Here is a 21,715-nt window from a genome sequence, read left to right on the forward strand (position 1 = left end):
GTCGTCGGCGTAGCTAGTCCTTGGCGGTGAGGCAGAACGGGTGGCCGGCCGGGTCGAGGAAGACGCGGAAGCTGTCGTTCTCGCTCGGCTGGACCTCGGTCTTGGTCGCGCCGATCATGAGCACCTGTTCCTCGGCCTTGTCCAGGTCGTCGACCATGGTGTCGATGTGCACCTGCTGAGGACGCTCCCGGCTCGGCCAGACGGGCGGCTGATAGTCCTCCGCCCGCTGGAACGCCAGCCGCATCGGCGAGCCGACCTCGGTCACCACGGCCCAGTCGTCCTCGTCGTAGGCGACGGGCCACCCCAGGAGCCGGGAGTAGAAGTCGGCCAGCGCACGTGGGTCCGGGCAGTCGATCACGGTCGATCGAAACTCCGCGATGCCGTTCATGACACACCTCCGCAATGTTGGGGACGGGGGACAATAGGAGACATGGCCGCCAACTCATTCATGGTTCCGCTCGGCACGCCCGCGCCTCCGTTCGATCTCACCGCCGTCAGCGGCGGCAGTGTTTCGCTCGCCGACCTGAAGGGCTCCCCAGCCGTCCTCGTGGTCTTCCTGTCCAATCACTGCCCCTATGTACGCCACCTCGAGGATGGCCTCGGCGAGCTGGCAGCCGACTACGGCTCCCGGCTGTCGATCGTGGCGATCAGCAGCAACGACAGCGTGAACTACCCGGACGACGATCCGACACACCTGGCCGAGCAGGCCGGGCGCGCCGGTTTCACCTTTCCCTACCTGCTGGACGACACCCAGGAGGTCGCCAAGGCCTACCGGGCCGCCTGCACGCCGGACTTCTTCCTGTACGACGCGGAGTTCCGGCTGGTCTACCGTGGCGAGTTCGACGGGTCCCGCCCGCGCAACTCCGTCCCGGTGACGGGCTCCTCCCTGCGAGCGGCCATCGACGCCGTCCTCGCCGGCGCTCCCGTGCCCGAGGACCAGGTCCCGTCCATGGGCTGCGGCATCAAGTGGAAGCCCGGCAACGAACCCACCTGATCCCGCCCACACCCAACGCCCACACGAAGTCCCGCCCCACACCAGGAGCTTGTACGGCATCCTGCCGCCACACCAGGGGCCGTTCGGGATCCGTACAAGCTTCCACAGAGACCTCTAAGCGGCCCAGGCACCTCGGGGGCCTCGCGAGGGACGTGGAGCGTCCTGCGGGGCGGTGAGGGGGCGCGGAGGGTGTCTCAGGAGGGGCGGGGTGACCTGCTGCCGAACTGGTCGGTCGGTGAGGCGGTGATGGCGGCGGGCAGCGACAGCAGGAGCTCGTGCGGCTCGCCGCCCTGCCAGGTGCGGATGAGGCGGTCGCCCGCGTCGCCGGGGTTGAAGTCCTCGCAGCCCAGAGGCCCGTAGCAGCCGGCCTGGTCGAGCATCAGGATGACCGGGTCGTCGTCGGGCAGGCTCGCGGCGTAGACGGCGGCGTCGAGCAGGGCCAGGGCTCCTTTGGCGTTACGGCCGCCGTCATTGGACTCCACTCGGTCCAGGCGGCGCCTGGCCTGGCCGCGAAGATACACGGCGAGCGATTCGGACCTGCTCAAGACGACCTTCTCCAAGGGATGCACAACACTCTGGGCTACGACATCATCACGTAAAGTCAGTGGAGATGGTGGGACGTTGGCCAAGTCCCCGCCAGTCGCACCCCGCATACACCGACATAGGAGGCATGAGGGATTATCAGTGCCATGGATGCGTTCGACGATCTGTTTGCCGCCAACGCGAGGTTCGCCGGAGGCTTCGAAAACTCCGGCCTCACCGGTACGGCAGCGCGCGGTCTCGCCGTTGTGACCTGCATGGATTCCCGCATTGACCCACTCGGCCTGCTCGGCTTGCAGCCGGGTGACGCCAAGATCCTGCGTAACGCCGGCGCCCGTGTCACCGACGACGTGCTGCGGACCCTGGTCCTGGCGGTCTATCTCCTGGGCGTCGAACGAGTCCTGATCATGCCCCACACCGACTGCGGCATGTCCAAGGTCAGCGACGCCGAGGTGCATGCCCTCACCCAGAGCAAGGGCGTCGACACCCGCAGCCTGGAGTTCCACACCGTCCCGGACCAGGGCGCCGCGCTCCGCCACGACCTGACCCGCATCAAGTCGTCCCCCTTCCTACCGGAAGACCTGCCGGTAACCGGCGCCATCTACGACGTCCACACCGGCGAACTCGTGCCCGTAGCCTGACCAGCGCCCTACGGCCACACGAGAGCGGGCAACCGACGACCGGGGCGGACACATCCTCGCCCCGGCCTCATCACGGCAACGCCTCTTCGGCGCACAGTGCCGGGCAACGCTCTCAGGCGACGCCGCCCCCACGTACGGGGTCACGCGCCAGAGCGGCCCGCTCACCCGCAGAACGGCCGGCCCCTCCCGGAGCCGGGCCGGTCAGGCGTCGATGTGGTCGCGGTCCACCTCGGCGGCGCTCCTGACGATGAACTCGCGGCGCGGCGCCACATCGCTGCCCATCAGCAGGCTGAAGATGTTCTCCGCCTCCTGGACGTCCTCGATGCGGACGCGGCGCAGGATGCGGTGGCGCGGGTCCATGGTGGTCTCGGCGAGCTGGTCGGCGTCCATCTCACCGAGGCCCTTGTAGCGCTGCACCGGGTCCTTCCACCGCTTGTTGCGCCGCTCCAGGTCGCGCAGGACCTTCTGGAGCTCGGCGTCGGAGTAGCAGTAGATGTACTTGTCCTTGCCCCGGCCCGGATTGGTGAGCTCGATGCGGTGCAGCGGAGGCACGGCGGCGAAGACACGACCGGCCTCCACCATGGGACGCATGTAGCGGTGGAACAGGGTGAGCAGCAGGCAGCGGATGTGCGCGCCGTCGACGTCGGCGTCGGCCATCAGGATGATCTTGCCGTAGCGGGCCGAGTCGAGGTCGAAGGAACGACCGGACCCCGCGCCGACCACCTGGATGATGGCCGCGCACTCGGCGTTCTTGAGCATGTCGCTCACGGACGCCTTCTGGACGTTGAGGATCTTGCCCCGGATCGGCAGCAAGGCCTGGAACTCCGAGTCACGGGCCAGCTTGGCGGTGCCGAGCGCGGAGTCACCCTCGACGATGAACAGCTCGCTGCGATCGATGTCGTCGCTGCGGCAGTCGACCAGCTTGGCCGGCAGGGCGGAGTTCTCCAGGGCGCTCTTGCGGCGCTGGTTCTCGCGGTGCTCGCGGGCCGCGATGCGGGCCTTGGCGGCGGCGACGATCTTCTCCAGCATGGCGCGCAGCTGCAGCTTGAGCCCGCGCGGCGGGTTGGTGAACAGCTCCTTGAGCTCGCGGCTGACCACGTGGGAGACGATGCGGGTGGCCGCGGAGGTGCCGAGGACCTCCTTGGTCTGGCCCTCGAACTGCGGCTCCGGCACCCGCACGGTGACGACGGCGGTCAGGCCTTCGGAGATGTCCTCCTTGTTGACCGGGTCGTCGCCGTTCTTGAGCAGGCGGGTCTCGCGCAGCTGCTCGTTGAGGGTGCGCACCAGGGCACGCTCGAAGCCGCTGACGTGGGTGCCGCCCTTGGGGGTGGCGATCACGTTGACGAACGAGCGGACGGTCGACTCGTAGCCCTTGCCCCAGCGCACCGCCACGTCCACGGTGAGCTCGCGCTCCACCTCGGTGGAGGTCATGTGGCCCTGGTCGTCGAGGACCGGCACGGTCTCGTGGAAGTGGCCGACGCCCTGCAGTCGCAGCACGTCGCAGACGGCCTCGTCGCGGGCCAGGAACTCGGTGAACTCGGAGATGCCGCCGTCGAAGCGGAACTCCTCCTCGACGCGCTCCTCCTGCCTGCCGTCGATCAGGACGAGGGTGAGGCCGGGCACCAGGAAGGCGGTCTGGCGGAGCCTGACGTGGATCTCGTCGACCGACACCTCGGCGTCGGGCAGGAAGATCTGCTTGTCGACCCAGAAGCGCACGCGCGTGCCGGTAATCCGGGTGGCCACCTTGCCGCCGTCACGCAGGCCGGACTTCTTCTTGAACTTGGCCGTCGGCCCGTCGCCGTCGAACACGCCGGGCACGCCGCGGCGGAAGCTGATCTCGTGAATGTGGCCGTCACGGTCGACCTGGACGTCGAGGCGCGCGGACAGCGCGTTGACGACCGAGGCGCCCACGCCATGCAGGCCGCCGGAGGCGCCATAGGAGCCGCCGCCGAACTTTCCGCCCGCGTGGAGCTTGGTGTAGACGAGCTCCACGCCCGGCAGGCCGCTCTTGGGCTCGATGTCCACCGGGATGCCGCGGCCGTTGTCGCGCACCTCGATGGAGCCGTCGGGGTAGAGCTCGACCTCGATGCGGTCGCAGTGACCCGCGAGTGCCTCGTCGACGCCGTTGTCGACGATCTCCCAGAGGCAGTGCATGAGACCGCGGCTGTCGGTGGATCCGATGTACATGCCAGGTCGCTTGCGTACGGCCTCAAGGCCCTCAAGCACCGACAGGTGACGAGCCGTGTAACCGGCCTCCACTAGCGTCACTCCGGCTCCCCTGGTCTCAAGTCATCGAACATGTGTGCGCAGCCTACCGTTCTTCCCCTACGGACGCGTACAAGCTTGCCATGACGGCACGTTTGCCGTTACCAGCGGGCTGATCATCAATACTTTCGGACACATTCTGCTCTGGGCGTAGAGAGGGGGCGGTTGGGAACGTCCAGGTCCGGTTAGATGTTGTCCAAGTGACTGACGCCAGATCCTCGCTTCGGCGGGGGTGACCCGAAAGGCGATACGTGACTGGAGCTCTTGCCCCCGTTAAGCCGCTGACGGCCCTCGACCGCTGCGACCGTTGCGGCGCCCAGGCCTACATTCGCGCGACCCTGCCCGTGGGCGGGGAGCTGCTGTTCTGCGCCCACCATGGGCGTCAGCACATTGCGGCGCTGCGCGAAAAGGGCGCCGACATCTTGGACGAGTCGGCACGTCTCAGCGAAACCCCTTCATTCACCGGCCCCAACGACGAGCGCTAACGCGTCCGCCGTGATGACATAACCACATATAGCGTTACAGAACGGCGATCCCGGCAACCCGGGGTCGCCGTTCTGCGTAAAACAAGATCCATATTAGGCCAGAGGCCGCCCCACCATGCGGAGCCCGGGCCAGGACGCTGCGGGTTCTATACCGCTCCACGGGCCTGCACTGACGCACACCAGCCGCACCAGGACCCGCGAGCGCGCACTGACACGCCCGACCTGGACCCAGCGAGTTTCGCGCTGACGTGCCTGAGCTGCACCAGGACCCGCGAGTTTGTACTGACACGCGTGAATCGCACCAAGACCCCTGATGTGTACTGATGCGCCCGAGGCCCGCCCAAGACGCACCGGTCTCCATGGTCCGTGAGGCTTTCGTGCCCGCGTGTGGGCCTGTGTCAGCGCATGCGGTAGTGATACTCACCCTTCTCGGCGAGCCCCTCGCTGCCGTACAACGCCCGCGCGCCCTGGTTGCGTGCTGTGACCACCAGGTACGCCGAGGTGCCGCCACACTGCCGGACCAGGGCGCGCAGGACGCTGCGGGCCAGCCCGCGCCGGCGTGCCCGGGGCAGCGTCGCCATGCAGTAGACGCCCAGCGTGCCGCCCTGCGGCACACCCCGCCCCACGGCGACCGGGACGCCGTCCTCCTCCACGGCGGCATACCAGGCGGACACTCCCGTACAGATGCGTTCCGCCTCGGCCAGCCCGGTGCCGTAGCGGCCGTCGACCGCCCACCACGTCTCCAGCCAGCCCTGCCACGGCCGTTCCTCGACCCGCGTCTCGTGGACGACGGGCTCGCGCGCGACCGGCCCGGCCATGATCACGGTCGGATCGACCACCTGGTACCCCCGCGCCGCCAGTTCACCGTCGAGACCGGGCGTGGCGCGGGGGCCGACGGAGAAGACGCAGGGCAGCCCGCGCTCGGCGTAGAACGTCTCAGCCGCCGCGATCGCCCCGGCCAGGTCCGCCGGACTCCCCAGGGGCAGCACGGAGTTGGCCCGCTTGGTCACCCCTCCGGCGTGCCGCAGAACCCAGCCGTCGTGCGTACGCTGCTCATAGGCCGGCCACGCCGCATGCACAAGAAGGTCGAAATCCACCCCCGGAAGCCTAGCCCCGCTTGCACTCTTGCCACTCCATCGCAGCTCAGCCGCTATCGCTGGGCCGGCGGCTTGTCGCTGGAGGGGAGGCGTGCCGCGTCGCGTGCGGTCAGTCGCCGCTGAGCACGCTGGTGTTCTGGCAGGCGGTCAGCCGCCACCGCCCGTCCTCCTCCGCCATGACGAACAGTGGCGTGCCCACGTCCTCCGTCCCGTCGGAGTTCCGATAGACCTGGCGCACCTGCCCGGCAATGCTCATGGTGCTCATGCCGATGAACGAACCCCAAGTTCACTTGAGGTCAAGAGCGTCAATCGTGCCGGGCGGCCCCTGGTGTGCAGGAAACGCTCAGGCCAGGAGGCCCAGAGTTTCGGGCACCCCCAGGACGTGAGCTGCCGCTCCGGTCCACGCCGCGCCCCCGGCAATACGACAAGACCAAGGCGGTCCCGCCCCCTTCTCCGGACGGTTCCACCACCCCAATATGATCACTCTGCGTGACGACGGCCCGCCGAGAAAAAGATTCCACATCAGGTACGCCCTGCCCCAGGACGCCCATTCCCCCCGCCCCCCGCACACGAAGCACCGGCACCCGCGCCATTTCCGGGGTCAAGGCCATGACCAGGAGCTTTGCCCAATAGGCTGCATCACTGTGCTGATTCTGCTGCCGCCGTCGGAGGGCAAGGCGTCCGAGGGAGACGGTCCCGCCGTCGAAGAGCTGTCCTTCCCCAAGCTCGACCGTCATCGCAAGCGGGTGATGAGCGCCCTGATCAAGGCCTCCCGCCGCCGCGACGCCCTCCAGGTGCTCGGCCTGTCCCCCGGCCTGGCCCCCGAGCTGGCGAAGAACCTGGCCATCAGGCAGGCCCCCACGCTGCCCGCGGCCGAGCTCTACACCGGCGTGCTGTACGACAACCTGGCGCCGGCCGAGCTCGGCCCCGAGGCGCGGGCCAGGGCGGAGGAGAGTGTGCTGATCTTCTCGGGCCTGTGGGGGGTGCTGCGGCTCAAGGACCGGATCCCGCCCTACCGGCTGTCCATGGGCGTGAGCCTACCGCCGATGGGCGGGCTGGCGGCGTTCTGGCGGCCGGCGATCACCGCCGAGCTGGACCGGCTGCCCGGCCTGGTCGTGGACCTGCGATCGGCCACGTACGCGGGCGCGTGGCGCCCCGGCGAGCGCGGCGTGTCGGTACGGGTCCTCAAGGAGGGCAAGGTCGTCAGCCACATGGCCAAGGCCACCCGCGGCGAGATCGCCAGGGCGCTGCTGGAGAGCGGCCTGACCCCGACGACGCCGGAGGAGTTGGCCAAAGCTCTCGACGGCCTGGGCTACGCGGTACGTCCCGCGCCGGGCAGGCTCGACATCGACATCTGAGCAGGAAGAACCGACGCCTGGGCAAGAAAACGTCGGGCAAGAAAAAAGGGGACAACGGCGGTTGCCCCCTTTTTTCGACGCGATGCCTAGTCCAGGTAGTCGCGCAGGACCTGCGAGCGGGACGGGTGACGGAGCTTGGACATGGTCTTCGACTCGATCTGCCGGATGCGCTCGCGCGTCACCCCGTAGACCTTGCCGATCTCGTCCAGCGTCTTGGGCTGACCGTCGGTGAGGCCGAACCGCATCGACACGACACCCGCCTCGCGCTCCGACAACGTGTCGAGAACGGAGTGCAGCTGCTCCTGCAGCAGCGTGAAGCTGACGGCGTCGGCCGGGACGATGGCCTCGGAGTCCTCGATGAGGTCGCCGAACTCGCTGTCGCCCTCCTCACCCAGCGGGGTGTGCAGGGAGATCGGCTCGCGACCGTACTTCTGGACCTCGACCACCTTTTCGGGTGTCATGTCCAGCTCGCGGGCGAGCTCTTCCGGCGTGGGCTCGCGGCCCAGGTCCTGCAGCATCTGCCGCTGGACGCGGGCCAGCTTGTTGATCACTTCGACCATGTGAACCGGGATGCGGATGGTCCGCGCCTGGTCCGCCATGGCACGGGTGATCGCCTGCCGGATCCACCAGGTGGCGTAGGTGGAGAACTTGTAGCCCTTGGTGTAGTCGAACTTCTCCACCGCGCGGATCAGACCGAGGTTGCCCTCCTGGATCAGGTCCAGGAACAGCATGCCGCGGCCGGTGTAGCGCTTGGCCAGCGAGACCACGAGCCGGAGGTTGGCCTCCAGCAGGTGGTTCTTGGCCCGGCGGCCGTCCTCGGCGATCCACTCCAGCTCGGCCCTGACGTCGACCGGCAGGTTGTCGATCTCGCCGCCGCCGAGTTGCTCCTCGGCGAACAGACCGGCCTCGATCCGCTTGGCCAGCTCGACCTCCTGCTCGGCGTTGAGCAGGGGGACCTTGCCGATCTGCTTGAGGTAGTCCTTGACGGGGTCGGCGGTGGCACCCGCGGCCGCGACCTGCGCGATCGGGGCGTCATCGTCGTCGTCGGTCAGGATGAGGACCTCGTCCTCGCTCTTCTCGACGACCGCCGCGGCGGCCACCTCCGCGACCTTGGGCTCTTCTGGCTCCTCATCGGAGTCGCCCTCGGTGTCGGAGTCGCTCGCCGCGATCTCCACATCGTCGACGTCGATGTCCTCGAGGTCGACCAGCTCCACGTCAGCGTCGAGCTCGATGTCCTCGTCGTCGACACCGTCGGACGACTTGGGCTTGATCTCGGCAGGCCCGGCGCTGTCCGGCTTGGCCTTCTTGGCCTGTCCGGCACTGTCTGCCTTGGCCTTCTTGGCGGCCGGCGCGGCCTTCTTGGCAGGAGTCGGCTTCTTGGCCGCCGGCTCTGCTTCGGCGGTGCCCACGACCGCGGTGACGGTCTCGGGCTGCTGCTCCTTGGCGGCTGCTGCCGCTTTGGTCTTGACGGGGGCGGCTGTGCGGCGCTTTGCTGGACGCGACTTCTTCGGCGCTGCCGAATCCGCGGCGGTCACCACCACGGTCACGCCCTCTTTGCTGAGGTTCCGCAAGAACGCGGCGGCGTGCGACATGGGGATGTCGGCCTCCTCGAAGGCCTGGCGGACATCCTCAGACTCGAGGAAACCCTGCGAGCGCCCACGCTCGAGCAGTCGCTGAATGACGGGCTCGTTCAGCTCTTGTGGCTTCGAGCGAGTCGAACTTGCAGGCGACACGAACACCTCTCGAACGAACGCGTGGCGACAATGGACCCAGATGCCCGCTGGGGGGCTGTTGCCTCTCTCAGAGATCGGAGGCCGTGCGGACCGCTACGGACCTGCCCAGCATTCTGGCACGACCTTGCGATCCATACGGCCACCTCCCGGCGGTTGACCTCCACCCTAGGCCGACCAAAGTAGTAGTGCGTACGTAAGGGCGGCACCGATACCCGAAAGCAACCCTTATGACTGATTCATTCAGTCACTCTTCGTGGCAGGCGGCACGTGAATGGCCAGGGCGGTAACGTCATCATCCTGTTCATATCCCGACAACATCCGGTCAACCAGGAAGTCCAGCAGCATGTGCGGACTTCCCACCACCTCAGGCGGCGCTTCGGTCACAACACTGCAAATCTCTGCGAGTCCGGCATCCAGCCCGCGTTTGCGGTTCTCCACCAGTCCGTCGGAGTAGAGCACGGCCGTATGGCCGGGCGGCACTACGAAGCGGAACTGCCTTCGGCTGGTCGGCCAGCCTAGCGGAGTGCCCGGCTCGGCGTCGCAGAGAATCGCCGTGCCCTGCGGAGATACCAGGACGGGTGGCGGATGGCCCGCGAGCGCGAGCGTGCCCTCACCGGTGACCGGCTCGACCACCATGTAGGCGAGGGTGGTGACCTGCTCCTCCTCTTCGGTGGCGTCGAAGACCCGGTCGAGCCCCGTCAGCACGGCCGCGGGCGGCGGGTTGGTCAGCGCCAGCGCTCGCATGGCGTTGCGGATGCGGCCCATGCCGGCCGCCGCCTTGACGCCCTTGCCCATGACATCGCCGACGACGGCCGCTACCCGGCCGTCCTGCAGCACGAACGCGTCGTACCAGTCGCCGCCGACCTGCACGTGGCGACTGCCCGAGCGGAAGCGCTGGGCCAGCTCCAGGCCCTTGATGACCGGCAGGCGGTCAGGCAGCAGGCTGCGCTGCAGCGTCTCGGCGGTTTTGTGCTCACGCTCGAACAAGGTGGCGCGCTCCACAGCCAGCGCGCACTGCCCGGCCAGCGCCTCCAGGAAGACGCCGTCCTCCTGGGAGATCTTCTGCGGCCTGGTGAACGAGAAGCGCAGCGCTCCCAGCGCCCGGCCGGCGGCGAGCAGCGGCAGCCCCACCCAGGCCCGCTCGTCGCTGTTGGCCAGATAGGTGCTGAGCACTTCCTTGTCGCCGCCCGCCTCGAGAAGCTGGAGCTTCAGGCTGACGGGCGACTCGGCGAAGAACGGCCTGCGGCTGTTGACGGCCATGGTCATCACGCTGGTGTGCGACAGCGGGATCTCCTCGCCGGCCGAGCCGGACGCCTCGGGGACGCCCTCGCCGTTGATCAGCTTGAGCGCCGCCCGGTCGGTGTCCAGCAGCGCCACCGCGGACCGATCCGCGGCCAGCGCGGTGCGGCCGACGTCGATGATGACCTGCACCACCTGCTCGACCGTGAGCGCCTCGGCGAGCTGGGCGGTGGCGCCCTGCAGCCGGGCCGTGCGCAGGGCGGCGGCGCCGAGCTGGTCGGTCAGCCTGCCCCGCATCTCCTCGGCCTCACGCTGCGGCGTCACGTCGGTGTTGGCGCCCACCCACTCCACGATCCGGCCGTGCCGGATGATCGGCACGGCGCGCACCTCGAAGTGGCGGAAGCCGCTGGCCCTGGTGCGCACGCGGTAGTTCCACTCGAACATGGTCCGGCCGCGCAGCGCCTCCTTCCAGGCCTCTTCGGTCTGCTGGCGCTCGTCCTGGTGCACGGCCTCCAGCCAGCCGTAGGCGAGGTATTCCTCCAGGCCCTGGCCGGTGATGGCACGCCACTGCGGCGCGTCCTCGACCACCGTGCCGGTGGGCGAGGTGATCCAGACGAGCTGGGACTGCGCCTCGACCAGCGAGCGATAGCGCTCCTCGCTGCGGCGCAGGTCCTCCTCGACCTGGCGGCTCTCGGTCACGTCGAGCCCGAGCATCGCGACGGCCAGCAGGGCGCCGGACTCGTCGTGCACCGGCGAGAACGACATCGACCAGTAGCGCGTCTCGCCCTCCGGTGAACGCACCCGCACGCGTCTCTCGGTGACCGGCGCGTCGCTGTCGGTGACGGACTGGAAGCCTTGTGCGACGACCTGGCCGATATCGGCCGTCAGCGCCTCGGCCGAGGCGCGGCCCACCAGCCGCTCGGCCGGGACACCGACGACGTCGGTGAACACGTCGTTGACCCGCTGGATGCGGCCGTCGACGTCGAAGAAGGCAAAGGCGAACTCTGCCTCGGACAGCAGGCCCTTGAGGAGGGCGGAGTCTGAGATGTCCACATCCGACTCCCGGGGACGGGGAACGGAGGTCTCGGCGCTCATGGTCGGCACCTCCGTCGCGTGCCAGGGTCTCCCACGCGGCACATCTCCATAATCGTGTATCGGCGTAGCGCAGCTCCGGGCGACCGGATTCTGCAGTACATCATCGGCGATGGGCATGCGCGGACGGAAGCCCCGGCCGCCATACGGTCAACGCATCCTGTCAAAATCGCTCCACGTTGCGCAGCAAGATCAGGCTACTTGGCCTTCGCCGCCTGCTTGGCCTCCTGTTTGGCGGCTCGGACTCTGACCAGCGTGTCGGCGTCGACCACATCGGCGACCGACCGGAAAGCGCCCTCCTCGCCGTAGAGACCGGCGGCCTCCCGCCATCCTGGCGGTTGGACCCCCAGCTGTTTGCCCAGCAATGCCAGAAAGATCTGGGCCTTCTGCTTGCCGTAACCCGGCAACTCCTGCAGTCGCTTCAGCAACCCTTTGCCGTCCGCCACATCTTCCCAGAGCCGCTCGGCCTCGCCGTCATAGTGCTCGACCAGGTAAGCGGCGAGTTGCTGCACGCGCGCCGCCATCGACTTGGGGTAGCGGTGGACCGCCGGCTTGGCCGCCAGCAGCGCCACGAACGCCTCGGGGTCATAGGAGGCTATCTCTTCAGCGGTCAGTTCGTGCCCGAGCCGCTCAGAAATGGTGTAAGGCCCCGTGAACGCCCACTCCATCGACACCTGCTGATCGAGCAGCATGCCGACGAGCAGGGCGAGCGGGCTGCGGCCGAGCAGGTCGTCGGCCTCGGCACGCTGGGCGAGCTGGATGCGCATGGGAACAGCTTCGCACGAAAGCGGTTCCCGAGAAGCGAACAAAGCCGTTGTGGAGGCTTGACACCGGCCCGAGAAAAGATGAAATGGGAGCGCAAGTCGCCTGCGTCCATTCCTGGGGGTTTGCCCCCGGGCATACGGAGGAATCTCACATCTATGCTCGCTCTGGCCACACGCTTGCTCAAGGAACCGGTCAGTCACAGACTGGCCGAGGAGTTCCTGACCGTGCCCGTGGACACGATCGACAGGTGTGTCGACGATGTGTGCGCCTGCGCGCAGCACCTCGGCATCACGGCTACGCCCGAGATCGTCGAACGGATCGCCCGCGAACATCTGCTCGCGATCGTCAACTCCGCGCCACCGCCGCGGAGCCCTCGATAACATCGAAGTCACCAGGCCGCGTTGTACGCGCCGTTTACGCCTGGAATGCGAGAGAGTGAGGGCGTGCGCCGACACCGACGAGACCCCCGGGAGAGCACCCCGCCCGACGATGTGTTCAAGGAGATGGTGCAGGCGGCCCGCGAGCTGCTGGCCGTCCGCAGCCCGCTCGACGCGGAGCTGATGGTCTCCGACATGGTCGGCGCCTGGTGGCGCAGACCGGTGCGGGGCGGTGACGTCGAACAGGTCCTCGGCGAGGGGCTCGTCGACTACGCCGCCAAGGCCGGCACCCCGGCGTCGCTGACGCTGCTGATCTGCCTGGCCTATCTGGGCACGTCCCGGCAGGGCGCCAAGGCGGAGGGCGCGGCGCTGGCGATGATGGAGTCGGGCGTGGCCAGGCCCGGCTGGGCGGACCGGGTCGGCGCGGTCAAGCACACCGGCTGCTACGTCTCCCGCGACGCCTACGGCGACCAGGACACGGTGATCTGCACCTTCGCCTACCGCTGGAACGAGGACCAGACCCCCAGGCACGGTCAGGACCGCCACGCGCTCGTCATGGTCGTCGACCACAACATGTCCGGCATGGCGCGCGACGCCTGGGTCTCCTCGCAGGTCGACAAGCTGTTGGAGCAGGCCAGGGCGGAGACGGTCGGCAACCCGATGCTGCTGTTCGAGGAGATCGAGCCCCAGCAGGCTAGGGCGCTGCTCGAGTCGGCCATGAAGGCCACCAAGGAGCCCAAGACGCCGCCGCCCGTCAGCGACAGCTACAGCGCCTACCACGCCTTCGCCCGCGCCCGGCTGAAGGCGCTGCCGCCGGGCCGCAAGCGCCCGGCGCCGCTGCACATCGAGGCCCCTTACAGCCGCGAGCGGCGGGCCATGCTAGCGGCCGAGTTCCTCGCCTCCGACGCGGCCGAGCACCTGTCGGACCCGTCGGCGGCCTCCCGGTGCGCCGACCACATCATCGACTACGGCTGCGAACAGGACTTCAGCAGGCCGCTGCGGGTCAGCCCGACCAAGTGCGAGACGTTCCTGCTGGACTGGCTGCCCCGCAAGGTGATGCTGTCGGTGGCCGAGCAGGAGGCCATGCCGCACGTGCTGGCGGCCTGGGTGCGCTTCGCCGCCCACCGCACCGGGCTGCCCGAGACCGGGCTGAAGGCCACGCTGGACGCGGTGTGGGAGGCCATCGGCAAGTTCCCGGCGGCTTACCGGGATCCGACGTCGTTCGGCCTGGACCGCCCGCTGCTGGAGCGGCTGCTGCCGGACGGCGACCTGTCCGCGCTGGCCAGGCGGGCGTTCGCGTTCCCGTTCCTGCAGGGCACGCACAACGGCGTCGACCTGGACCGGCTCAACCCGGCCGACGAGGCCGACCGGCGGGTGCTGCTGGAGATCGACCACGGGGGCTCGCTCGACGAGGAACACCTGGCCTGGCACGAGGAGATCGCCACCCGGATGTGGGAGGGCGACCCGCCGCAGCTCTGGGAGGCCGCCCAGCGCCTGCTCGACCTGGGCCACGACCGGCACGACGTGCTGCACGTGCTCATGGAGATCGCCGAGCGGATCGGGGACCATCCGGACGAGCTGGCCGCGGCCCTCGACGACATCGCCGACATTCCCGACGAGCTCTAGATTCGACCGCATGTCGTCACCGGCCGGGGAGTGGATCTGCCTGGACGCCGAGACGGTCACCGGCCCGTCAGGCCGCGGCCTGACACACCGCGACTCAGACCGTCTGAGATTTCCTGTGCTTACCCAAGCCCGTGTGGATTGGGTGTTGCGGGTGGCGTAGCGTGGCGGGAGCCGGTTCCGTACTCGGTGAGTGGGAGTACGGGGCTGGCTCTCGCTTTGTGGAAGCCGGTCCGGTGGTGGAAATCCCGTACAAGACCTGTACGTCCCGGCTTTCGCCGGTTCGTCTGGGGTGCTTGGCCCGCCGGACGGTTTCCCACCGCGAAGGTGAGGGCGGGCACCGGACGCCGATCGGGCATCCGGCTGGAGGTCATCTTCCGCATGCGGGTCTGACGTTTGCGGGTGGGACCGGTCTTGCTCCTGTCGGCCCTGCTGGTGCGGTTTTCGGGTCTGGGGTGCAGGTCGGTGCCCGATCTGCGGGCGCGGCGGATGGCCCGGGTCGCCTTCTTGGGCCGGCGGACACGGGTGACGTTGCCGTCCACACCGGCCCGGATGGCCCGCTTGCCGGTCGTACGGTCGGTGAAGGTGGTCTGCTGGCCGAGCAGGCCCCGGGAGACGATACGTTCGGCGGCGGCCCGGTCCCGATCACATGAGAGCCCGCAGGCCGAGCAGTACGCCCACTTCCAGCCGCGCTGGGTGAGCCGGTCGGGGGCGAGCACGTGCATAAGCTCGCTTGCGCCGTCCCCGCAGCGGGGGCAGAACCTCGACGTCCCGCGCGCGGGCACTGTCACGACCGCGATCCGCGTCTTCGCGGCAAGATGCCGAATCGCGTCCACCACCCTGCCGCGCACCTGCCCCGACAACCTCGCGTTCCCCTGGCGACGGCCGCGTGCCTCCAACGTGGCGAGGTCTTCCAGGTAGATGACGGTCGCGCCGGCCGCGCCGGCCTGATCCACCGCCCAGCGGGCGGCGTTCCAGGCCAGCGCGTCGTTCAGGTGCCGGATCCGCGCGCACACCCGCCGATGCTCAACATCGGTACGCTCACGCGAGGCAAGGAGTTCCGGCCCGCGTACATCACCGTCGGCCTGCCCGGCGAGTCCGGTGAGGAGGTTGTCGTAGTGGCGTCGTTTGGCGGCCAGGTCCTCCCGGTGACCACGCAGGCGATGCAGCTTCGCCGAGACCACGCTCGCGTCATAGGACAGCGGCCGCCCGTCGCTCTCCACCCGGCCGTGCGGGGTGAGCCGCCCGATCGTCGCGGCGAGGAGTGTGTTGAGACCCCAGTCGAACCCGGCGGCGATGACATGCCCGGACGCCGGAGCGAACGGGACCTCGACCTCGAACGGCAGATCCACCCGCACCCGACCGTCCTTCACCCGCAACGACGGGACACAGATCTTCACCACGTCACCGGGCACGTTGCGAGGCAGGTTGACCGGCAGGACATGCCACGCCCAATCCCTCCTCGAGGCCGGGCGCTCGACCGAAGGAAGCTGAACCCGCAACTCAACCGTGCGCTCCCCTGTCCGCGTCACTGTGACCAACTGCTTGTCCGCGGCGGCCAGTAGGATCTGCGCCGCGTTGAACGGCGCGTCTTCTGCCTCGATGATCCCTAATGGGAACGCGCCCCCGCCGTCGATGATCGCCTGAACCTGCCGGGTCCGGTGGCGGATCTCCGCCACCGGCACACCGGCCGGGAGCGCCTCACGTAGTGCCGCCCATTCTGCGTCGGTGCGTTTACGTGAGTTCTCTGGCCAGGTCTTCAGGATCGCTTCGATGATCGTTCGGCGGTGCAGGGCCAGCCGCAACGCGCGGGCCGCCTCCTCATCCGCGCAGCACCTCACCCGATCCGAAACGTACACGCCCGGCTCGCTGCGGCTGCCCCAGCCCAACCGGCGCAGCGCCTTGTAGCCTTTGGCGGGCAGATCCCGCCCGTCCGGGCCCACCCCGCCCGCGAGCTCATCAAGCGCCTCCTCCGTCCAGCGTTCCGCGATCACGGCTGAGGCCAGTGTCTGGGTGAGCGTGGTCAGCCAGCCCACCCGCGCCACCACCACCCCGGCCGGCACGACCACACCAGTCTTCTCCTCGATCGCCCGGTAAGCGGTACACGACGCCGTCGCGGTCTGTTTACCCACCGGCATCCCCGCCGGCACTCCCGGAGGTGTCCCCGTCCCCGATGGTGTTCGCGGACACCGTCTCCAGCAGCCGCTGCCGCGCTTGTCTCGACCGGATCCCGTACATCCCTCCCGCGAACGTCGCCACCAGCGACCTGAAATCCGCGAGGAGTTCCTCCACACCCCCGGCCCCGCCCTTGCCGTGGACAACCTCCACGGTGACACCCCGCTCGGCGAGCAGCATCTTTATCCAGCCGACCCCGAATCGGCGCTCCGGCCGCTGATCGCCCACCACCCGAAACCGAACACGCCTCTCAACCGCCCACCAACACAACGCCATCGGGCGAACCCCGGACGCTTCGCCGCCGGAGACAATCGCAACAGAGCCATACAGAGATCATAACGCTAAGTAGCTCTTCGGCTACCCGAATCAAGCAACGGTGCCTACCCTCTTCGTCACACCGAGGTAGTCCTACCGCCATGATGGAGTCCATGGTGATCGACCTCAACGCGGACCTCGGCGAGGGCTTCGGCATCTGGCGGCTCGGCGACGACATGGCCCTGCTCGACATCGTCACGAGCGCCAACGTCGCGTGCGGATTCCACGCCGGCGATCCGGTGACGATCAGACGCACCTGCGCGGCCGCCGTCGACCGGGGCGTGACGATCGGCGCGCAGGTGTCCTACCGCGACCTGGCGCACTTCGGGCGCAGGGAGATGGAGGTGGAGCCGGAGGAGCTCTGCGCCGAGGTGCTCTACCAGCTCGCCGCCGTCGACGGCATCGCGCGGGCGATGGGCGGCCGGGTCTCGTACGTGAAACCGCACGGCGCCCTGTACAACCGGATCTGCCGCGACCGGGAGCAGGCCGCCGCGGTGATCGACGCGGTCGCCGACTACGACCCGTCGCTGCCGGTGCTGACGCTGCCCGGGTCGGTCGTGCACGAGGTGGCGGCGGCCGAGGGGATTCCCACCGTCAGCGAGGCGTTCGCCGACCGCGCCTACACCTCGGCCGGCGCGCTGGTGCCGCGGCGCGAGCCCGGCGCGGTGATCCACGATGTCGAGGAGGTCTCCGCCCGCGCCGTGCGGATGGCGGTCGAGCGGACGGTGACCTCCGCCGACGGCCGGCAGGTTCCGGTGCCGGCCCGCTCGATCTGCGTGCACGGCGACACCCCGGACGCGGTGAGCCTGGCCAGGGCCGTACGCGACGGGCTGCTGGAGGCCGGAGTGGTGCTGCAGGCCTTCGCATGACCACCCGACCGCGTCAGGGCCGGAGTGGTGCTGCAGGCCTTCGCATGACCGCCCGGCAGCGCCAGGGCCGGAGGCGGGATCCGGCTCGCGCCCAGGTCGCCGGCCGGGATCGGGCGGTGCCGAGGTGATCCGGCGGGCCGGCGAGCACGGGCTGCTCGTGGAGACCGGGGCGCTGGACGTGTCGCACCGGCTGGACGCCGCGCTGCGGGCCGATCGGCCGCAGGGGGTCGTGGAGGTGGTGCCCGGCCCCGAGACGGTCCTCGTGGTGGCTCCGGGGGCCGATCAGGGACGGTTGCTGCCCCGGCTGGCCGAGCTGCTGGCCTCCTGTGCGGAGGGCGGCGAGCCCGCCGCACCCGGCGAGCCGCAGGACGTGGTGACGATCCCGGTGGTCTACGACGGCGAGGATCTTCAGGCGGTGGCCCGGATGGCCGGGATCTCCACCGGGGAGGTGATCGCCCGGCACACCGGCCGCGAACTGGTGGTGGGGTGGCTGGGGTTCGCCCCCGGGTTCGCCTATCTGATCGGGCTGGACCCGGTGCTGCACGCGCCCCGGCTGGAGACGCCGCGCACGTCGGTGCCCGCCGGGTCGGTGGCGGTCGCCGGCCCCTACTCGGCCGTCTACCCGACGGCCTCCCCCGGTGGATGGCGGCTGCTGGGCCGTACCGGACTGAAGGTGTGGGACGTCGCGGCCGAGCCGCCGACGCCGTTCAGGCCCGGCACGCGGGTGCGGTTCGAGGCCGCATGATCGAGGTGCTCGCGCCCGGGCCGTACGCGACCGTCCAGGATCTGGGGCGGCAGGGTTACGCCCACCTGGGGGTGCCGAGCTCCGGAGCCGCGGACGCGGCGAGTCTGCGGCTGGCCAACCGGCTCGTCGGCAACCCCGAGGGGCTGGCGGGGATCGAGCTGACGTTCGGGCTGGCGCGGCTGCGGTTCGCGGCCGGGGCGTGGGTGGCGCTGGCCGGCGCGCCGTGCCCGGTGGGGAGCACGGCCCGCGATCCGGGGATGGGGGCGCCGTTCTGGGTGCCCGAGGGTGGTGAGGTGCGGCTGGGGTCGCCGTCGTTGGGGCTGCGCACCTATCTGGCCGTTCGCGGGGGGATCGCGGTCGAGCCGGTGCTGGGCAGCCGCTCCACCGACTCGCTGTCCGGGCTCGGGCCGCCGCCGCTGCGGCCCGGCACGGTGCTGCCGGTGGGGGTGGTGGACGGTCTGGGCGACATCCAGGTGGATCTGGCGCCGCCGCGGCCGCCCCGGCCGGCCGTGCTGCGGGTGCTGGCGGGGCCACGGGCGGACTGGTTCGTGCCCGGCGCGCTCGCGGCTTTGTGCGGGGGGCCGTACGAGGTGAGCCAGGACAGCAACCGCGTGGGGGTGCGGCTGCGCGGCCCCGAGCTGGCGCGGGCGAAGGAGGGCGAGCTGCCGAGTGAGGGGATGGTCACCGGGGCCGTGCAGGTGCCGCCGAGCGGGCAGCCGATCGTCTTCCTCACCGATCACCCGCCCACGGGCGGCTACCCGGTGATCGCGGTGCTGGCGGAGGCGGACCTGGCCGTCGCCGCCCAGCTCAGGCCGGGCGACGAGGTCAGGTTCAAGGCTCTCCTTCCCCGGTGACGGGTCAGATCTCCACGTGGCCGCTGACGCAGGTGATGACGTGGCCGCCCACCCAGACGTCCGGACCCTCCGCGGTGATGCGGATCTGTCCGGTACGGCCGAGCGCCGTGCCCTGACGGGCGGCGTAGGGGGCGGTGACGCGGCCGGTGCGCAGGAGCCACTGAGCGACGGAGGCGTTCAGGCTGCCGGTGACCGGGTCCTCCGCCGTGCTGCCCCCGAGGGGGAAGAACGCGCGCACCTCGTAGACGTGGGGCGATCCCGGCGGGTGGAGCCCGACGACGCCGATGTCCGCCGGGACCAGCCGCGGCTTCAGGGCGAGCACCGCCTCGGCGTCCCTGAGCAGGAGCGCCACCCAGCCGGGGCCGTTGTCGGCCCACTCGGCGTCGACGATCTCGTCGCGGCCGATGCCGAGTGCCTGGGCGACCTCCTTGAGGAAGGTCTCCTCCACCGGGCCCGACCGCAGCAGCGGCGGCGCGGCGAACGCCCACCAGGCGCCCTCGTCACGGATGCGGATCAGCCCGGCGCCGCACTCCTGGACGACCGTCCCCGGGTCGCGGGGGACGCCGCCGGCCTCCCGCCAGACGTGGCAGGTGCCGAGCGTGGGATGCCCGGCGAAGGGCAGCTCCCCGGCGGGGGTGAAGATGCGGACCCGGTAGTCCGCCTCGGGCGTGGTGGGCGGGAGCAGGAACGTGGTCTCGGACAGGTTGGTCCAGTTGGCGAACCGCGCCATCTCCTCGGTGCTCAGGCCGTCGGCGTCGAGCACGACGGCGAGGGGGTTGCCGTGGTAGGGCGTCTCAGCGAACACGTCGACCTGTCGGAACGAGCGCAACATACGGCCCAGTGTCCCACGGGCTACCGGACGAAGCCGATGTCCTGGTAGCGGAGTTCGTGGAAGCCGCGGGCGCCCACGTTGGCCAGCGTCTCCCGTACCGCCACCAGTTGCGGGCGCTGGTAGAGCGGCAGGACGCTCGCCTGCTTCCAGATGAGCTTGTCGGCCGCGTTGACGTCGGCCCGTGCCCCTTCCGGGTCGAGGTTCTGGCTCGCGCGGTCCATCGCCGCGTCGATGGCCGCGGACCCGACGCGACCGAAGTTGGCGTTCCACGTCGTGCCGTCGGGCGCGTTCGCGTAGACGCCGTGGCTGCTGGAGACGGGGAACGGGGTGCCGATGTAGGCGAACGGGGTGATGTCGAAGTTGCCGGGGATCACGTACTTGGTGAAGAAGTCGTCGCTCGGCACCACCTGGAGGGAGAGCCGCACCCCGATCCGGGTGAGCATGCTCTGCGTCAGCTCGCCCTCGGCCTTGCTCAGCTGCACCCCCGACGGGACGACGAAGCGCAGGTCGAGCGGGCGGCCGTCCTTCTTCCGCACGGCGCCGTCCAGCTTCCAGCCCGCCTGGTCGAGCAGGCGCCCGGCCCGTTCGGGGTCGTAGGCGCCGAGGTCGCCGGCGTTGTCCTGGTAGCCCGTCTGGGTGTTCATGAAGAAGTGGTTGTTCAGCGGCGTGCTCGGCCAGTCGAGGCCCTGCAGGTCGGAGCGGGCGATGGCCTGCCGGTCGATGCCGAGCTGGACGGCCTGCCGGACGCGTACGTCCCGCAGCGGGTCGCCGGCGGCGTTGAAGGTGAGGTGGCGGAAGTCGGGGCCGGCGGCCTGCCGTACCCGCGCGCCGGGGGTGGCCTGGGCGCGGGCGTAGTCGGGCGCCGAGGTGCCGACGTCGATGATGTCGAGCTCGCCGTTGCCGAACATGCCGATCAGCGAGTCCTGCTCGGCGGCGCGGTAGATGATCCGGTCGAGCTTGGCCCGCTCGCCCCACCAGTTGTCGTCACGCAGGATCGTGATGGTCTTGGCGGTCTGGTCGAAGCCGCCGAACCTGAACGGCCCGGCCGTCACGGGGATCTTGTTCAGCCAGGCGGTGTCGAACGCCTCGGGCGTCCTGTTGGTCGAGGCGGGCAGCAGCGGGCTGAACAGCGCCTTCCAGTCGCCGAAGGGCCTGGCGAACGTCACCACGACCTCATGGTCGTCCCTGCCCCGCCGCACCTTCGCGATGTCCTGGTAGCCGGTGGCGGAGACGAGGTGGAAGTCCGGATCGTCGCCTTTGAGCGCGTGCCACTGGGCCTGGTAGTCGGCCCAGGTGATGGGCTGCCCGTCGGACCACCTGGCGCGCGGGTTGAGCCTGAGGGTGACGACCTGCTTGGGGGCCTGCCGGGTGACTCTGGCGTCGAGCAGGTAGTCGCGGTTGACGGTGATCTGCGCCTTGTCGTCGGAGACGAACGGCGACGGCAGCAGCGCGTTGCTGATCACCGCGGCCATCGCGAGGTTGCCGTCGATGTGGTTGCGGTTCCACTGGGCGGGGAATTCGCCGATGCCCCAGCGCAGCGTCCCGCCGTCCTTGACCAGGGGGCGCGGCTGCGGGTTGATGTCGGACGCCTTGATCGTGTCATCGCCGCTCCCCTGCCCGCCGCCGCCCCCTCCCGGGCCGCTCGCGCCGCATGCCGTCAGGGACAGCGCGACGCTCACGGCGACGGCCAGACGAGGTGCTTTCATGGGCGGACTC

General features: G+C 69.7%; 21 protein-coding genes. 9 read left to right on the top strand and 12 right to left on the bottom strand.

Annotated elements, in window-relative coordinates:
* Positions 1-13 precede the first annotated feature (13 nt).
* Entirely contained in the window at positions 14-388 is a 375-nt protein-coding gene (locus tag IEY87_RS23705; RefSeq protein WP_189140943.1) for a VOC family protein, read from the bottom strand.
* A gap of 42 nt (positions 389-430) precedes the next feature.
* Between IEY87_RS23705 and IEY87_RS23710 the strand changes: the two genes are divergently transcribed.
* Entirely contained in the window at positions 431-994 is a 564-nt protein-coding gene (locus IEY87_RS23710; RefSeq protein WP_189140944.1) for a thioredoxin family protein, read from the top strand.
* A gap of 194 nt (positions 995-1,188) precedes the next feature.
* Here the strand turns inward: IEY87_RS23710 and IEY87_RS23715 are convergent, their stop codons facing one another.
* Positions 1,189-1,539 (bottom strand): hypothetical protein, encoded by a 351-nt coding sequence (locus IEY87_RS23715; RefSeq protein ID WP_189140945.1) that lies wholly within the window; start codon positions 1,537-1,539, stop codon positions 1,189-1,191.
* A 144-nt stretch (positions 1,540-1,683) separates the two neighbouring features.
* On the opposite strand from IEY87_RS23715, the gene IEY87_RS23720 reads away from it, so the two are divergent.
* Positions 1,684-2,175: a beta-class carbonic anhydrase gene (locus IEY87_RS23720; protein WP_189140946.1), complete on the top strand. Its 492-nt coding sequence runs from the start codon at positions 1,684-1,686 to the stop codon at positions 2,173-2,175.
* 201 nt (positions 2,176-2,376) lie between these two features.
* On the opposite strand, the gene IEY87_RS23725 is transcribed toward IEY87_RS23720, so the two are convergent.
* A complete protein-coding gene (locus IEY87_RS23725; RefSeq protein ID WP_189140947.1) occupies positions 2,377-4,443 on the bottom strand; it encodes a DNA gyrase/topoisomerase IV subunit B in 2,067 nt (688 codons plus the stop codon).
* A gap of 248 nt (positions 4,444-4,691) precedes the next feature.
* Between IEY87_RS23725 and IEY87_RS45935 the strand changes: the two genes are divergently transcribed.
* Positions 4,692-4,925 carry a DUF7455 domain-containing protein gene (locus IEY87_RS45935; RefSeq protein WP_225277535.1) on the top strand — a complete coding sequence of 78 codons (234 nt, stop codon included), beginning with the start codon at positions 4,692-4,694 and terminating at the stop codon, positions 4,923-4,925.
* A gap of 398 nt (positions 4,926-5,323) precedes the next feature.
* On the opposite strand, the gene IEY87_RS23730 is transcribed toward IEY87_RS45935, so the two are convergent.
* A complete protein-coding gene (locus IEY87_RS23730; RefSeq protein ID WP_189140948.1) occupies positions 5,324-6,022 on the bottom strand; it encodes a GNAT family N-acetyltransferase in 699 nt (232 codons plus the stop codon).
* A gap of 109 nt (positions 6,023-6,131) precedes the next feature.
* The gene (locus IEY87_RS23735) at positions 6,132-6,287 is read right to left on the bottom strand and encodes a hypothetical protein (RefSeq protein ID WP_189140949.1); all 156 of its coding nucleotides are present in this window, start codon (positions 6,285-6,287) and stop codon (positions 6,132-6,134) included.
* A 379-nt stretch (positions 6,288-6,666) separates the two neighbouring features.
* On the opposite strand from IEY87_RS23735, the gene IEY87_RS23740 reads away from it, so the two are divergent.
* Entirely contained in the window at positions 6,667-7,380 is a 714-nt protein-coding gene (locus IEY87_RS23740) for a YaaA family protein (RefSeq protein WP_189140950.1), read from the top strand.
* Positions 7,381-7,466: 86 nt separating this feature from the next.
* On the opposite strand, the gene IEY87_RS23745 is transcribed toward IEY87_RS23740, so the two are convergent.
* From IEY87_RS23745 to IEY87_RS23755, 3 genes are all read right to left on the bottom strand, one after another.
* Complete coding sequence (locus IEY87_RS23745; RefSeq protein WP_189140951.1) at positions 7,467-9,113, bottom strand: RNA polymerase sigma factor; 1,647 nt, start codon at positions 9,111-9,113, stop codon at positions 7,467-7,469.
* 240 nt (positions 9,114-9,353) lie between these two features.
* Positions 9,354-11,447, bottom strand: a complete 2,094-nt coding sequence (locus IEY87_RS23750; RefSeq protein ID WP_189140952.1) for a SpoIIE family protein phosphatase — start codon at positions 11,445-11,447, stop codon at positions 9,354-9,356.
* A 194-nt stretch (positions 11,448-11,641) separates the two neighbouring features.
* Positions 11,642-12,211, bottom strand: coding sequence for an HhH-GPD-type base excision DNA repair protein (locus IEY87_RS23755; protein WP_189140953.1), 570 nt, complete (start codon positions 12,209-12,211; stop codon positions 11,642-11,644).
* A gap of 153 nt (positions 12,212-12,364) precedes the next feature.
* Here IEY87_RS23755 and IEY87_RS23760 point away from each other — a divergent pair, with 153 nt between their 5' ends.
* Together IEY87_RS23760 and IEY87_RS23765 are read left to right on the top strand one after the other, a co-directional pair.
* Entirely contained in the window at positions 12,365-12,589 is a 225-nt protein-coding gene (locus tag IEY87_RS23760) for a hypothetical protein (protein WP_189140954.1), read from the top strand.
* A gap of 123 nt (positions 12,590-12,712) precedes the next feature.
* Positions 12,713-14,212, top strand: coding sequence for a hypothetical protein (locus tag IEY87_RS23765; RefSeq protein ID WP_189141101.1), 1,500 nt, complete (start codon positions 12,713-12,715; stop codon positions 14,210-14,212).
* A gap of 119 nt (positions 14,213-14,331) precedes the next feature.
* On the opposite strand, the gene IEY87_RS23770 is transcribed toward IEY87_RS23765, so the two are convergent.
* A complete protein-coding gene (locus IEY87_RS23770) occupies positions 14,332-16,341 on the bottom strand; it encodes a zinc ribbon domain-containing protein (RefSeq protein WP_189140955.1) in 2,010 nt (669 codons plus the stop codon).
* Entirely contained in the window at positions 16,334-16,612 is a 279-nt protein-coding gene (locus IEY87_RS23775) for a recombinase family protein (RefSeq protein ID WP_189140956.1), read from the bottom strand. Before IEY87_RS23775 ends, IEY87_RS23770 begins: the two co-directional genes overlap by 8 nt.
* Positions 16,613-16,812: 200 nt before the next feature.
* Between IEY87_RS23775 and IEY87_RS23780 the strand changes: the two genes are divergently transcribed.
* The 3 genes from IEY87_RS23780 to IEY87_RS23790 all read left to right on the top strand — a co-directional run bounded on the left by IEY87_RS23780 (position 16,813) and on the right by IEY87_RS23790 (position 19,167).
* Positions 16,813-17,568 carry a LamB/YcsF family protein gene (locus tag IEY87_RS23780; RefSeq protein WP_189140957.1) on the top strand — a complete coding sequence of 252 codons (756 nt, stop codon included), beginning with the start codon at positions 16,813-16,815 and terminating at the stop codon, positions 17,566-17,568.
* 124 nt (positions 17,569-17,692) lie between these two features.
* A complete protein-coding gene (locus IEY87_RS23785; protein WP_189140958.1) occupies positions 17,693-18,313 on the top strand; it encodes a 5-oxoprolinase subunit B family protein in 621 nt (206 codons plus the stop codon).
* The gene (locus tag IEY87_RS23790; RefSeq protein ID WP_189140959.1) at positions 18,310-19,167 is read left to right on the top strand and encodes a 5-oxoprolinase subunit C family protein; all 858 of its coding nucleotides are present in this window, start codon (positions 18,310-18,312) and stop codon (positions 19,165-19,167) included. The genes IEY87_RS23785 and IEY87_RS23790 overlap by 4 nt, the downstream gene beginning before the upstream one ends.
* A gap of 4 nt (positions 19,168-19,171) precedes the next feature.
* On the opposite strand, the gene IEY87_RS23795 is transcribed toward IEY87_RS23790, so the two are convergent.
* Both IEY87_RS23795 and IEY87_RS23800 read right to left on the bottom strand, forming a co-directional pair.
* Entirely contained in the window at positions 19,172-19,999 is an 828-nt protein-coding gene (locus tag IEY87_RS23795; protein ID WP_189140960.1) for a PhzF family phenazine biosynthesis protein, read from the bottom strand.
* 20 nt (positions 20,000-20,019) lie between these two features.
* A complete protein-coding gene (locus IEY87_RS23800) occupies positions 20,020-21,705 on the bottom strand; it encodes an ABC transporter family substrate-binding protein (RefSeq protein WP_189140961.1) in 1,686 nt (561 codons plus the stop codon).
* Positions 21,706-21,715: the final 10 nt, after the last annotated feature.

It is taken from the genome of Nonomuraea glycinis (assembly GCF_014646515.1).
Classification (GTDB): Bacteria; Actinomycetota; Actinomycetes; order Streptosporangiales; family Streptosporangiaceae; genus Nonomuraea; species Nonomuraea glycinis.